The organism is Paraburkholderia sp. J7 (genome assembly GCF_905220155.1).
Taxonomy (GTDB): domain Bacteria; phylum Pseudomonadota; class Gammaproteobacteria; order Burkholderiales; family Burkholderiaceae; genus Paraburkholderia.
Genome location: NZ_CAJMYZ010000007.1, coordinates 149,790 through 163,474 on the forward strand (window position 1 = coordinate 149,790; position 13,685 = coordinate 163,474).

13 protein-coding genes and 1 pseudogene are annotated in these 13,685 nt (G+C 66.6%); 11 read left to right on the top strand and 3 right to left on the bottom strand.

The window, feature by feature from the left end:
• Nucleotides 1-7 precede the first annotated feature (7 nt).
• A complete protein-coding gene (locus U5A58_RS13890; protein ID WP_321961832.1) occupies nucleotides 8-1,129 on the top strand; it encodes a LysR family transcriptional regulator in 1,122 nt (373 codons plus the stop codon).
• Nucleotides 1,130-1,246: 117 nt separating this feature from the next.
• Here the strand turns inward: U5A58_RS13890 and U5A58_RS13895 are convergent, their stop codons facing one another.
• From U5A58_RS13895 to gltS, 3 genes are all read right to left on the bottom strand, one after another.
• Nucleotides 1,247-2,224, bottom strand: a complete 978-nt coding sequence (locus U5A58_RS13895) for a 2-dehydropantoate 2-reductase (RefSeq protein ID WP_321911562.1) — start codon at nucleotides 2,222-2,224, stop codon at nucleotides 1,247-1,249.
• Between the two features lie 192 nt (nucleotides 2,225-2,416).
• Entirely contained in the window at nucleotides 2,417-3,037 is a 621-nt protein-coding gene (locus tag U5A58_RS13900; RefSeq protein WP_321911561.1) for a LysE family translocator, read from the bottom strand.
• Nucleotides 3,038-3,120: 83 nt separating this feature from the next.
• Complete coding sequence (gltS, locus tag U5A58_RS13905; protein ID WP_321961833.1) at nucleotides 3,121-4,335, bottom strand: sodium/glutamate symporter; 1,215 nt, start codon at nucleotides 4,333-4,335, stop codon at nucleotides 3,121-3,123.
• A 292-nt stretch (nucleotides 4,336-4,627) separates the two neighbouring features.
• Between gltS and U5A58_RS13910 the strand changes: the two genes are divergently transcribed.
• From U5A58_RS13910 to U5A58_RS13955, 10 genes and pseudogenes are all read left to right on the top strand, one after another.
• On the top strand, nucleotides 4,628-6,037 hold the full coding sequence (locus U5A58_RS13910) for a DUF2252 domain-containing protein (RefSeq protein ID WP_321961834.1): 1,410 nt from the start codon (nucleotides 4,628-4,630) through the stop codon (nucleotides 6,035-6,037).
• Nucleotides 6,038-6,153: 116 nt separating this feature from the next.
• A pseudogene (locus U5A58_RS13915) lies at nucleotides 6,154-7,047 on the top strand (LysR family transcriptional regulator).
• A gap of 187 nt (nucleotides 7,048-7,234) precedes the next feature.
• Nucleotides 7,235-8,176, top strand: coding sequence for a transporter substrate-binding domain-containing protein (locus U5A58_RS13920; RefSeq protein WP_321961941.1), 942 nt, complete (start codon nucleotides 7,235-7,237; stop codon nucleotides 8,174-8,176).
• A gap of 27 nt (nucleotides 8,177-8,203) precedes the next feature.
• Nucleotides 8,204-8,968: an SDR family oxidoreductase gene (locus tag U5A58_RS13925; RefSeq protein WP_321961835.1), complete on the top strand. Its 765-nt coding sequence runs from the start codon at nucleotides 8,204-8,206 to the stop codon at nucleotides 8,966-8,968.
• A 108-nt stretch (nucleotides 8,969-9,076) separates the two neighbouring features.
• On the top strand, nucleotides 9,077-9,322 hold the full coding sequence (locus U5A58_RS13930) for an oxidoreductase-like domain-containing protein (RefSeq protein ID WP_321961836.1): 246 nt from the start codon (nucleotides 9,077-9,079) through the stop codon (nucleotides 9,320-9,322).
• Between the two features lie 21 nt (nucleotides 9,323-9,343).
• The gene (locus tag U5A58_RS13935; RefSeq protein ID WP_321961837.1) at nucleotides 9,344-10,210 is read left to right on the top strand and encodes an NAD-dependent protein deacetylase; all 867 of its coding nucleotides are present in this window, start codon (nucleotides 9,344-9,346) and stop codon (nucleotides 10,208-10,210) included.
• 29 nt (nucleotides 10,211-10,239) lie between these two features.
• Nucleotides 10,240-10,857, top strand: a complete 618-nt coding sequence (locus tag U5A58_RS13940; protein WP_321961838.1) for a pyridoxamine 5'-phosphate oxidase family protein — start codon at nucleotides 10,240-10,242, stop codon at nucleotides 10,855-10,857.
• 49 nt (nucleotides 10,858-10,906) lie between these two features.
• A complete protein-coding gene (locus tag U5A58_RS13945; protein WP_321961839.1) occupies nucleotides 10,907-11,521 on the top strand; it encodes a DUF938 domain-containing protein in 615 nt (204 codons plus the stop codon).
• Nucleotides 11,522-11,640: 119 nt separating this feature from the next.
• Complete coding sequence (gndA, locus tag U5A58_RS13950) at nucleotides 11,641-13,050, top strand: NADP-dependent phosphogluconate dehydrogenase (protein WP_321911550.1); 1,410 nt, start codon at nucleotides 11,641-11,643, stop codon at nucleotides 13,048-13,050.
• 212 nt (nucleotides 13,051-13,262) lie between these two features.
• Entirely contained in the window at nucleotides 13,263-13,589 is a 327-nt protein-coding gene (locus U5A58_RS13955; protein WP_158760898.1) for a DUF4148 domain-containing protein, read from the top strand.
• The last annotated feature ends 96 nt before the right edge of the window (nucleotides 13,590-13,685 follow it).

Here is a 13,685-nt window from a genome sequence, read left to right on the forward strand (position 1 = left end):
CATGTCGATGAACGTATCGCTCCAGCAACTCAAGGTGTTCGTCGCGGTGGCGCGGGCGCGCAGCTTCACACGCGCCGCGCGCGAGTTCGGGCTCACGCAGTCGGCGGTGAGCCGCTGCGTGCGCGAACTGGAAGAAGCGGTCGAACTCAAGCTCTTCGACCGCACCACGCGCCAGGTCGAGCTCACGCTCGCGGGCAGCGGCTTCGAGCGGCGCATCGGCCGCCTGCTCGACGAGATCGAGATGGCGCTCAGCGAGGGCCGCGACGCGCACCAGTCGCATAGCGGCGTGGTGCTCGTGGCGAGCAACCCGGTGCTCTCGTCGACCTGGGTGCCCGCCGCGCTCGCGCGCTGCGCCGCGGCCTTTCCTTCGCTCACGCTGCAATTGCAGGACTTGCCGCAGGCGGCCGTGCTGCAGGCGGTCGAGCAGGGCGAGGCCGATTTCGGCGTGATCGCCGAAAGCGTGCCGTTCGCGAGCGGCAATCTCGACGTGCAGCCGCTTTCCGCCACACCGCTTTGCGCGCTCTTGCCCGCGCACCATCCGCTTGCGCTACAGGGGGCGCTGCGATGGGACGATCTCGCGCGCGAGCCGCTCGTCACGCTCAATCGCGACGCGGGCTGCCGCGGTGCGGTGATGCGCGCGCTGGACGGTCTGCGGCCCGAGGGGAGGCCGCTGCAGGAGTTCGCGCACGTGGCGGGCGTGGCGCGCATGGCGCAGCTCGGCATGGGCGTCGGCGTGCTGCCGGTGTGCGTGGAGGGCGCGCGCGCAGGGCATGCGCATCGCTCAGGGGAAGTTGCGCACGCAACGTGTCACTGGCCTGCGCCCGCGGGGCCGCTCGTTACGCGCCTGCTGCATCCTGTCGTCAACGTGACGACGATGCTCGTGCGCCGCCGCCATCGTTCGCTGCGGCCTTGCGCTCAGGCGGCGTGGTCGCAGTTTATGGCGGACAGCGCGGCGCCAGACGGTTCGGACGCGGAGGCTTCGTCGCAGGACAACGAAGCGCTGCCGGAAACCTCCATCGACGGCTCGCCGATGCGCGGCTCGAACGGCGCGCCGATGCGCGTCGCGCTGCGCAGTGCCGATGCGCCGCCGCCGCTGCAAGTGACCCGCACACACGCGCGCATCGAATAGCGCGTGTTTCCTTCTGCTGCAAAGCAAAACGGATCGCTCGATGCGATCCGTTTTGCTTTTCCAGGCTCCGCAATACCGCAAAAAAAGGCGGCGCACGCGCCGCCCCTTCGCCGTGACTTAAGCCGCCTGCATGGCCATGCGCTCACGCTGCTTGATCAATGCGAGCACCGTGTCGATGGCCGGCGTCGGCTCGCCAACCAGCTTGCCCATTTCCTGCACGACGGTGATCAGCGGATCGATCTCCATCGGCCGCCCGGTTTCGAGGTCGACGAGCATCGAGGTCTTGTGCGCGCCCACCGCGCCCGCGCCGTCGATGCGCCGCTCCACGTCCACGCGAAAATTCACGCCGAACTGCTCGGCAATACGCTTGCCTTCGAGCATCATCGTGCGCGCCACGGCGCGCGTGGCCGGGTCGCTCGTGATGACGTCGAGCGTGGCATGCGTGAGCGCGCTGATCGGGTTGAAGCAGAGATTGCCCCACAGCTTGAGCCAGATCTCGTCGCGGATGTTCTCGCGGATCGGCGCATCGAATCCGGCGGCCTGCATGGCTTCATGGAGCTGGACGATGCGCGGGGTGCGCTCGCCCGAAGGCTCGCCAATCGGAAACTTCTTGCCGTACACATGGCGGATCACGCCGGGCGCGTCGATTTCGGCGGCCGGGTAGAGGACGCAGCCAATCGCGCGCTCGGGTGTGAGGCGGTTCCATTGCGAGCCGTCCGGGTCGACGCTTTCGAGCCGCGTGCCCGCGAACTTGCCGCCGTGCTGGTAGAAGTACCAGTAGGGAATGCCGTTGGTGCCCGTGACGATGGCCGTATGCTTGCCGAGGAGCGGCTGCATCGAGTCGATCACGCCCGCCACGGAATGCGCCTTGAGCGTGATGATGACGACGTCCTGCACACCGAGTTCGCGCGGGTCGGACGTGCAGCGCACCTTCGCCACGTACTCCTCACCGTCCATCAGCAGGCGAGCGCCGTTTTCGCGCATGGCGGCCAGATGCGGGCCGCGGGCAACGAAGCTCACGTCGGCGCCTGCGCGTGCGAGTTGCACGCCCATCATGCCTCCAATGGCGCCCGCTCCAAAGATGCAGATCTTCATGTTGAAACCCCAATGACGTTGAAAACCGCTTGTCCGTGGGCGTTTCAGAGAGCGTTGGGGAAAAGCCAGGCGCTCGCCGCGACCCCGGACGATGGTTTGAGCATAGGGGGTGCTGTCGATTAACGACAGTTAAAGTTTCTCGCGAAAATCATCAAGAGAAACTTATGGATGAGGCGGTGCGCAACGAGGCCTTCAGGCGCGCCGCACAAGCAGAAAACTCACGCCGATCAGGCCGAGAAACGCGCCGCAGGTGCGATTGAACCAGCGGCGCACGGTGGTGCGCGTGAGCCAGCGGCCGAGGTACATGCCGGCAAGCGAATAGAGCGCGATGGCCACGCATTCGAGCACGAGAAAGCTCGCGCCGAGCACGCCGAACTGCGGCGCGATGGGCTTCGCGACATCGACGAATTGCGGCAGGAAGGCCGTGAAAACGAGAATCGCCTTGGGGTTGCCCGCCGCCACGAGACACTCGCGCCACGCGAGGCGCGCGAGCGAGGCGTCGCTGTCCGTGCTCTCGCCGATCGGGTTGGCGTCGCTGCGCCAAAGCTGCACGGCGAGCCACACGAGGTAAGCGGCGCCCGCCAGTTTGATGACGAAAAAGACCGCCTCGGAGGCGCGCAGCACGACGGCAAGCCCGGTGGCCGCGAGCGCGATCATGGCGGCGAACGACACGAGCCGCCCGGCGCCGCCAAGGAACGCGCGCAGGAAGCCGTGCCGCGCGGCGACGTTGATGGAGAGAAGATTGTTCGGCCCCGGCGCCATGTTCAGCGCGAAACAGGCGGGCAGAAAAAAGAGCCAGGCAGTGAGGGACATAGTGACGCTCGAACGTTGGCGCCGTGCGCGGCGCGCCGTGAATCGCACCATTCTAGCGCGGTTGGCGTGAGGTGCCCTGCCGCTCAATGGAAAATCGGCAGCAAGAGAAAGAGCTTGATGGTGATGGCGTTGGCAATGTCGATAAAGAACGCGGCCACCATCGGCACCACGAGAAACGCCAGATGGGAATGGCCAAAGCGGGCCGTGACCGCCTGCATGTTCGCGATCGCCGTGGGTGTTGCACCGAGGCCGAAGCCGCAGTGGCCGGCCGCAAGCACGACGGCGTCGTAGTCGGCGCCCATCACGCGGAACGTCACGAAGATCGCGTAGATCACCATGAGCAGCGTTTGCGCGGCGAGGATCGTGAACACCGGCAGCGCGAGCGCGGCGAGGTCCCACAGGCGCAGTGTCATGAGCGCCATGGCGAGAAAGAGCGCGAGGCTCACGTTGCCGATCAGCGCGACGGCATGCTCGGCCACGGGGCGCCCGAGGAGCGCGAGCCCATTGGCGAGCAGCACGCCTACGAACAGCACGCACACGAAGGTGGGCAATTCGAACGCGGTGCCCGCGATGAGCCCGGAGAGCGCGTCGCCCACAGCGAGGCTGATGGCGATGAGCGTGAGCGTGTTGATGAACGCGCCCGGCGTGGTGGGCTGCTCGGCTTTCGGTTCTTCGAATGCGTACGGGTCGGGCGTTGCCGCGCCGCTTGCGCTGGGCGCCGCGTCGTCAGCCGGCGTGCCGATGCGCTTCATCAGATGCTGCGCCACCGGGCCGCCCAGAATGCCGCCCATGATCAGCCCGAACGTGGCGCACGCAATGGCCGCTTCGGTGGCGGACTGCAGCCCGTGATGCTCGGTGAACACCGCGCCCCACGCGGCGCCCGTGCCATGCCCGCCCGCAAGCGACACCGAGCCGCCCAGCAGCCCGTACAGCGGATCGACGCCGAACGCCATGGCGAGCACAATGCCCAGCACGTTTTGCAGCACGAGTAGCGCGACCACCACGGCGAGAAAGCGCACGAGCACAGGGCCGCCGTGTTTCAGGTTGGCCAGGTTCGCATTGAGGCCGATGGTGGCGAAGAACGCTTGCATGAGCGGCGCTTGCAGCGAGGTGTCGAAGACCACGTCCATGTGCGCGAAGCTGTGCAGCCCGAACACGATCAGCGCGGCGACGATGCCGCCCGCCACGGGTTCCGGTATCGTCCATTTGCGCAAGATTGGCACGGCGGCGACGAGCCACTGGCCGGCCAGCAGCACGAGCGATGCGACGACGAGCGTTCCGTAGACTGTGACGTTCATGGCGGGTGTCCGGCGGGGCGGTGAGGGCGCGAGGCGTGCGGCGCATCTTTCGCGCACGGTACACCACGCGCTCGCGCGTTGCGCGCATGGTGCGCAGAGGTGTACAGGCGCGCGCCGGTTCCGGCCACGTTGCTTGCACGAAACGGGGCCCCACGCTTAAATACGCAAGCGGAACGCCAGCGCGTCCGCCGCGGCCACCGCGCGCGAGGCCGCCGCTCATGCAGGACGAATATCCCCCGAGTCTGGCCGTCTGCGAGGGCGGCGCGAGACCGTACAAGAACCGGAGAAGGTCATGAATGGGAGCACCGTTGCTGAACGCGAGGCGGCCGGGCGTGCCGTGCGCGAGCGCTCGAAACGTTCGAGCCACAAGGAAACCGGCACCTTCAAGCGCGATCCGCTAGCCCTCCTGCGCGCAAGCAGCGAAGGCCGCGTGTCGAACCTCGTGCAACTGCGCTACGGACGCATGATCGTCTCGCCGTTCACGTTCTTTCGCGGCAGTGCGATTCTCCAGGCGCACGATCTCGCCGGCGTGCCCAACACCGGCATGGCAATGGAAATTTGCGGCGACGCGCATCTGCTGAACTTCGGCGGCTTTGCGACGCCCGAGCGCCAGCTCGTGTTCGATCTCAACGACTTCGACGAGGTGGCGCCCGGCCCGTGGGAGTGGGACGTGAAGCGCCTCGTGGCGAGCTTCGTCGTGGCGGCGCGGCACATGCGCTACTCGCGCGGCGTGGCCGAGGAACTGGTGATGGCGGCCGTGACCAGCTATCGCGACCGCCTGCGCCAATATGCCGAGTACGGCGCGCTCGATCTCTGGTACGACAAAATCACCTTCGATCGCATGGTCGAAACCGCGCTCACGCCCGAAGGCCGACGCCTGATCCGGCGCGGCATGGAGAAGGCCGCGAACCGCACGCACGAGAACCTGCTCGAAAAGCTAGCGGAGCGCGACGGTGATCACTGGACGATTCACGACGTGCCGCCCGCGCTCTTTCACGTGCACGGCGTGAACACGCTGTTCGACCCGGAAGACGACTGGTTCACGCTCGGCGACTGGCGCACGCTGATCGAGCCGATGTACGAGGAATACACGAAAACGCTCGCGCCCGACCGGCGCGAACTCCTCGATCACTTCGCGATCCAGGATCTGGTGTTCAAGGTCGTGGGCGTGGGCAGCGTGGGCACGCGCTGCCTCGTGATGCTGCTCGTCGATCATCACGAGAAGCCGCTCTTTCTGCAGGTGAAAGAGGCACGGCGCTCGGTTGTTTCGCAGTACTTCAAGTCGCCTTCGATCAAGCACGACGGCGCGCGTGTCGTGCACGGCCAGCGTCTTCTGCAGGCGGCGAGCGACATCTTTCTTGGCTGGACCACGGGACCTGCGGGGCGCCATTTTTATGTGCGCCAGTTGCGCGACATGAAGCTCTCGATCGATCTCCAGCTGCTCGACAGCACGCTGCTGTGCGGCTATGCGCGGCTGTGCGGCTGGGCGCTCGCTCGCGCGCATGCGAAGTCGGGCAGCTCGGCTATCGAAATCTCTTCGTACATTGGCCGCAGCGACCTGTTCGCCGAGGCGCTCACGACCTACGCGTTCAGCTATGCCGACCAGGTGGAGCGCGATTACGACGTGTTCGTCAAAGCCGCGCGCAGCGGCGAGATCGTCGCGCGCAGCGAAGAGGATATGGCGTCCGATTTCCGCGTTTGAACCACGTTTGAGCCGCAATTGAGCCGCATTTGGCTCCAGGCCCGAACGCGCTATCCTTGCGGTTTTCTTTCGTCACGCCGCGCACGAGCCTGATACGCATGCGCGGCATGCGCCCCATGCGTCTACGTCATATCGAAGTCTTTCACGCGATCATGCGCACCGGCTCGCTCTCCAAAGCGGCGGAGCTGCTGTGCGTGTCCCAGCCCGCGGTCAGCAAGGTGCTCGCGCATGCGGAGCGCAGCGCGGGTCTCAAGCTCTTCAGCCGCGCGCACGGCCGCCTGCAGCCCACGCGCGAGGCGGAATTGCTGTTCGCCGAGACGCAGAAGCTGTAATCGAGTCTCGACAGCATTCGCGATCTCGCGCGCAATCTCGCGCTGCGTCCGCAAGGGCTGTTGCGCATCGGCTGTCTGCCCAGCCTTGGCATGAGCCTGATTCCGGCAGCCGTGCAGACGTTTCGCGCGGGCTATCCCGATGTGTCGCTCAAGATCCAGACGCGCCACACGGCCGAACTGCTCAACGCGCTGCTCACGCGCGAACTCGATCTGGGCGTCGCGCTCAATCCGCCCGCGCGGCCGGGCATTGCCGCCGTCGAACTTGCGCGCACGGCCGTGGTCTGCGTCGCGCCGCCCGACGACCCCACGCCGGAACATGCGCCGCTCGCGTTGCGCGATCTGGTCGACGGCGAGTGGATCAGCATCGGCAACGTCGACCCGCTCGGCGAGGCGATTGGCAACCTGCTCGAAGCCGAAGGCGTGGACGACCGGCTCGCGGCCGTGGAGGCCCAAACGTGGCACGTCGCGCGCGCACTTGCGGCACGCGGCGTCGGCCGCGTGCTGCTCGACGAACTCAGCGCGCGCGGGGCGGGCGAGCCCGTGGCGATCCGGCGTGTCGAACCGGCGCTCACGGTCGGCGTGTTCGCCATGTGGCGCGAAGGCGGCATGGACTCGCAGGCGGGCAACGCGTTCGTGGATGTCCTGCGCGCAAGCCTCGCCCATTCTTGCGCGGTGTGAAGGCGCGAGCCGCCACGGGCCACCGGTACAATTGCGCGCAGGGGGAAGCGGCGCAGTGCGCGCTTCAAGCGAACGAATGAGCGATCCACAGGAGAGACGGTTGAAGCGCGAGTCAAAGCCGCTGGGCATCGCCGGAACACCGCGTGGCTCCATGCGGCGCGGCAGCATGGCGCGCGCGCTCCTGGCCATGCGCTGCGCGGCGCTCGCGTGCGCCTGCGCGTCTGCGGGCGCGGTGCATGCCGATGAACTGGAAAGCCCCACGCTGCGCAAGATTCGCGACACCGGCACGATCGCCATCGGCGTGCGCGATGCGACCGTGCCGTTCTCCTATATGGCCGGCGGCGGGCACGCAACGGGCTACTCGTACGAGATTACCGAGCGCATTGTGGAAAGCGTGCGCGAAACACTGAAGCTTCCGGCGCTGCGCGTGCGCGAAGTGATCGTCACGCCGCAAAACCGCATCACGCTCGTGCAGAACGGCACGATCGATCTCGAGTGCAGCACCACGACCCATACACGCGAGCGCGAGAACGACGTCGCATTCTCGAACAGCTTTTTCGAGTACGGCGTGCGCATGCTCGTGAAGCGCGGCTCGCCAGTCAAGGACTTCGGCGATCTCGCGGGCCGCACCGTGGTCACGACCGTGGGCACTTCGGAAGAGCGCCTGTTGCGCCGCTGGAACCTGGAGCGCGCGATGAACATGCACATCGTCGTCGCGAAGACTCATGGCGATTCGGTCGAAGCCGTGCGCTCCGGACGCGCCGTTGCCTTCGTGATGGACGAGCCGTTGCTGCACGCCGCGCTCGCAACCGGCTACATGGCGAGCGAAACGCCGGGTGCGCCCGTGGCGCAAAGCGCGAACGCCATGAGCGACGCACACGCTTACGCAATCGTTGGCACCCCGGCCAGGTCGGAGGTCTACGGCTGCATGTTCCGGCGCGGCGACACCGCATTCAAGCGCATTGCCGACGACACCATCGCGAAGATGGAGCGCTCGGGCGAAGCGCTCGCGCTTTACCGGCGCTGGTTCGAGTCGCCCATTCCGCCTGCGGGCGTGAATCTGGACTATCCGATGTCGGAGCCGATGAAAGCGCTCTTCGCGAATCCCAACGACCAGCCGCTCGACTGAAGGCTCAACCGAAAGCAAGAGGCAACGATGAGTGATACGCAACAACGCAAAATCGCACTGGTGACGGGCGCGGGCAGCGGCATAGGCCGCGCGTGCGCGCGCAGGCTGCTGGCCAACGGCTTCGCCGTCGTGCTGGCGGGCAGGCGGGCCGAGCCGCTTGAAGCGCTCGCCGGGGAGGCGCGCGCGCGTGGCGAAGATGCGCTGGCGGCGCCCTGCGACGTGACCGACGCGGCGGCCGTCGAGGCGCTCTTCGAGACGATCCGCGCGCGCTACGGCCGGCTCGATCTGCTCTTCAACAACGCGGGCCGCAACGCGCCGGCCGTGGACATCGACGAGCTTTCGGTGGATGACTGGCGCGCCGTGGTCGATACGAACCTCACCGGCGTGTTCCTGTGCACGCGCGCGGCGTTCGGGCTCATGAAGCGGCAGACGCCACGCGGCGGGCGCATCATCAACAACGGCTCGATTTCCGCGCACGCGCCGCGGCCGTTCAGCATCGCCTACACGGCCACCAAGCACGCCATCACCGGCCTCACCAAAACCGTTTCGCTCGACGGCCGGCGCTACGACATCGCGTGCGGGCAAATCGACATCGGCAACGCGGCGACGGACATGGCCGAGCGCATGGCGCGCGGCGTGCCGCAGGCGAACGGCGAGATTGCCGTCGAGCCGCTGATGGACGTGGAACGCGTGGCCGACGCGCTGCTGCACATGGCGCAACTGCCGCTCGAAGCGAATGTGCAGTTCATGACGATCATGGCGACGAAGATGCCGTTCGTAGGGCGTGGCTGAGCGCGACAGACGGGCGCAAACGGATGTAAGCGGGGGCAGGCGCGTCCGCACGCGCTCGCGCGCAGTCCCGTATACTGGCCGCTGAACCACCACGCCGCCTGAGCGCCCATGTCTTTGCCCCCGCGTCCGGACGACGATCCGCGTCCCCAGCCGCCCGCATGTCCCGATAACGACGACTGCTGCCATAGCGGCTGCGACCCCTGCATCTTCGATCTATACGACGAGGAATTCGGCCGGTATCGCGCCGCGCTGGCTGCGTGGGAAGCGCGCGAAGCCGAACGCGTGGCGCAGGCGAAAGCCCCGCGCAAGCCAGCCGCGAAATCCACCGAATCGCGCGGCAAGCCCTCGCACTGAACTGCATTGCTACCCGCCGCCATGACCGACCCCATCATCGCTCCCAGCGCTCCCGTTCTCGATGCCGCCACGCTCGACGCGCTGCAGGCATTCGTCGAGCGTCATCCGCGCCTGTTCGTGCTGACCGGCGCGGGCATCAGCACGGATTCGGGCATTCCGGGCTACCGCGACGAGAACGGCGCCTGGAAGCGCTCGCCGCCCATCACGCTGCAGGAATTCCTCGGCTCCGAGAGCATGCGCCGGCGCTACTGGGCGCGCAGCCTGATCGGCTGGCCCACGGTGGGTCTCGCGCAGCCCAACGGCGCGCACCGCGCGCTCGCGCGCCTCGGTGCGGCGGGCTACGCGCGCACGCTCGTCACGCAGAACGTGGATGGGCTGCATCAGCGCGCGGGCAGCCGCGACGTGATCGAACTGCACGGCAGCATCGCGCACGTGCATTGCCTCGACTGCGGCGCGCAGTATTCGCGCGCTTCGATCCAGCCGGAACTCGAGGCGTGCAATCCGGACATTGCGGGCGCGATCGCGGAACCCGCCGCCGACGGCGACGCCCATCTCGACTTCGACGGCGCCAACGCCTTCCACGTGCCCGCATGCGCGGCGTGCGGCGGCATGCTCAAGCCTTCGGTGGTGTTCTTCGGCGAGAACGTGCCGCGCGAGCGCGTGGCCAGCGCCTCGAACGCGCTCGACGAGGCCGACGCCGTGCTCGTGGTCGGCTCCTCGCTCATGGTGTATTCCGGCTACCGCTTCTGCGCCTGGGCGCAGCAGCGCGGCAAGCCCGTGGCCGCGATCAACATGGGCAAGACGCGCGCCGACCCGCTCCTCGCGCTGAAGCTCGAAGCGCCCTGCGCCGCCGTGCTCGACGCGCTGGGCGCGCGCCTCGCCCCCTGACATTCCACGACTTCCACGGAACCGACGCCATGCTGACCACGCTAGCCGACCTCGAAGCCCACTACGGCACGCCGCACGAACGCGCGTTGCGCAAGGAAATCGATCACGTCAACGCGGACTATCGGCGCTTCATCGAAAGCTCGCCGTTCGTCGTGCTCGCCACGGGCGGCCCGGAAGGTCTCGACTGCTCGCCGCGCGGCGACGCCCCCGGTTTCGTGCACATTCTCGATGAGCGCACGCTCGCGTTGCCCGACCGCCCCGGCAACAACCGGGTGGACAGCCTGCGCAACGTGGTCGCGTCGTCGCAGGTGGGACTGCTTTTCATGGTGCCGGGCGTGGGCGAGATGCTGCGCGTGAACGGACGCGGCCGCGTGAGCACAGACCCCGAACTCGTCGCGAGCTTTGCCGTGGATGGCAAGCCGCCGCGCTCGGTGCTCGTGATCGACGTGCAAAGCGTGTACTTCCATTGCTCCAAGGCCATCGTGCGCTCGAAGCTCTGGGACCCGTCGCACCACGTCGAACGCTCGCATCTGCCGAGCGCCGGCGAGATGCTGCGCCGCGTGAACGAGGAGCAATATGGCGAGACGTTCGACGCCGAGACCTACGAAGCCGGTCTCGCCGAACGCATCAAGACCACGCTGTACTGAGTGAACGCCGGTTCAACGCCGATTTCAACGCTGAAGAGAACGCAACACGATGAACGACCCGCAAGCCGCGCAACGTCTTTCCGCCCCCGCCGCCGAGCGCAACGCTGCGCCGATCCTGGAGGTGCTGCGCGGCGCGCTGCCCGCGCGGGGCACGGTGCTCGAAATCGCGAGCGGCACCGGCCAGCATGCGGTCCATTTCGCGGGCGCGTTTGCCGACCTCGTGTGGCAGCCGAGCGATGCCGACGCGCGCGCCCGCGCCTCGATCGACGCCTGGCGCGAGCACACGGGCCTGGCTAACCTGCGCGCGCCGCTCGATCTCGACGTGCGCCGCGAGCCCTGGCCGATCGACGCGGTGGACGCCGTCGTTTGCATCAACATGATTCACATCGCGCCGTGGGAAGCGGCGCAAGCGTTGATGAAAGGGGCGGGCGCGCGCCTGGCTTCTGGGGGCGCGCTCGTGCTGTACGGGCCGTACCGACGCGAAGGCGCGCACACGGCGCCGAGCAACGAGGCCTTCGACGCCGACTTGCGCGCGCGCGACCCGTCCTGGGGCGTGCGCGACATGGAGGCCGTGGAGGCGCTGGCGCAGGCGCAAGGCTTCGACTGCGAGGCGCGCGTGGCGATGCCGGCGAACAATTTCAGCCTGGTGTTCCGAAAACGCTAAGCAGGTAGGGAAACATGAGCCGCATTGCGCGCGTGCGCGCGGCTCCAGGGCGTTTCCCTTATGCTTGCACGGTTGGCGCCCCGTTGCGGCGCCGTCTATGAATGAAGTGGAGAAACAACATGAGCAAACAGCCAATCGGCGTTGTGGGTCTGGCCGTGATGGGTAGCAATCTGGCGCTCAACATCGAAAGCCGCGGCCATGCGGTCTCGGTGTTCAACCGCAGCCGCGCCAGAACCGACGAGCTGATCGCTGAGTATCCGGATCGCAAGCTCGTGCCGGCGTACACGCTCGAAGAGTTCGTGGATTCGCTCGAAAAGCCGCGCCGCATTCTGATGATGGTGAAGGCTGGCGCGCCCACCGACGACACCATTGCCGCGCTCAAGCCGCTGCTCGAGAAGGGCGACATCCTGATCGACGGCGGCAATACGCACTTCACCGATACCATCCGCCGCAATCAGGAACTCGCGAAGTCGGGCCTGCACTTCATCGGCACGGGCGTGTCGGGCGGCGAGGAAGGCGCGCTCAAAGGCCCGTCGATCATGCCAGGCGGCCAGCGCGATGCTTACGATCTCGTTGCGCCGATCCTGACCGAAATCTCCGCGAAAGCCCCGGACGGCGAGCCGTGCGTGGCCTACATGGGTCCGGACGGCGCAGGCCATTTCGTGAAGATGGTGCACAACGGCATCGAGTACGGCGACATGCAGCTGATCGCCGAAAGCTACGCGGTGCTCAAGCAGGTGGTCGGCCTCTCGAATGAGGAACTGGCCAAGGTCTACACCGAATGGAACGAGGGCGAACTCGACAGCTACCTGATCGAAATCACCTCGAAGATCTTCACCAAGAAAGACGAGGAAACGGGCAAGGATCTCGTCGACGTGATTCTTGACCGCGCTGCGCAAAAGGGCACCGGCAAGTGGACCAGCCAGAACGCGCTCGATCTCGGCGCGCCGCTGCCGCTCATCACCGAAGCCGTGTTCGCGCGCGTGCTCTCGTCGCTCAAGACGCAGCGCGTGGCGGCGAGCAAGGTGCTCTCGGGCCCGGACACGAAGCCGTTCTCGGGCGACCGCAAGGCGTTCATCGAGTCGGTGCGCCGCGCGCTGTACTTCTCGAAGGTCATTTCGTACGCGCAAGGCTTCGCGCAACTGCGCGCCGCCTCCGACGAGTACAAGTGGGACCTCCAGTACGGCACGATCGCCAAGATTTTCCGCGCGGGCTGCATCATCCGCGCGCGCTTCCTGCAGAAGATCATGGACGCCTACGCGAAGAACCCGCAACTCGATAACCTGCTGCTCGACCCCTATTTCCGTGACATCGCGGCCAACTATCAGTCGGCGCTGCGCGACGTGGTGATCCAGGCAGTGAGCGCGGGCGTGCCGGTGCCGGCGTTCTCGTCGGCGGTTGCGTACTTCGACGGCTACCGCTCGGAGCGCGTGCCCGCAAACCTCGTGCAGGCGCAGCGCGACTTCTTCGGCGCGCACACGTTCGAGCGCATCGACAAGCCGGGCAGCTTCCACGCCGACTGGTCGTAAGGAAATAGAAAGACAAAAGACCGCAATGTCGTTGCGGTCTTTGTTGGAATCGAAAGGTGAGTCCGAGGGACTCACCTTTTTTTATTGCGAAAATTGCAACGGTGTTTTGATGAATTAGGGTTTTCCCTAGCAAGTCCGGAGGCCTACACTGTATTCAACGGCTGACGAACACGGTGTTCAGAAGCCGACATAAAACAGATGGAGGTCCGATCATGAACAAGCTTATTTCCGCAGCCGTTGTTGCCGCCGCGCTTGCCGTTCCGGCAATCTCGTTCGCCCAGTCGAGCGAACAAGGCCTGACCCGCGCTCAAGTGCGCGCAGAACTGGTTCAACTCGAGAAGGCTGGCTACAACCCGTCGGCTGACCATGTGAACTACCCGGAAAACCTGCAGGCCGCTCAAGCCCGCGTGACCGAGGAAAAGCTCGCCGCCGGCGACACCAGCGGCTACGGCGCACCGGCAGTCGGCACGTCGCAGTCGGGCGCAGCGGTGCAACCGGCGCAAGTCGCACCGAACCAACGCATTTACTTCGGCCACTAAGCCCTGACCGAACGGAACCGCTCCAGGCGGTTCCGGCAAGCTACCCCCTGTAGTGAGTTGTCGCTGTACGTAGTTGGTAGTTGCAGCAGAAGTCGT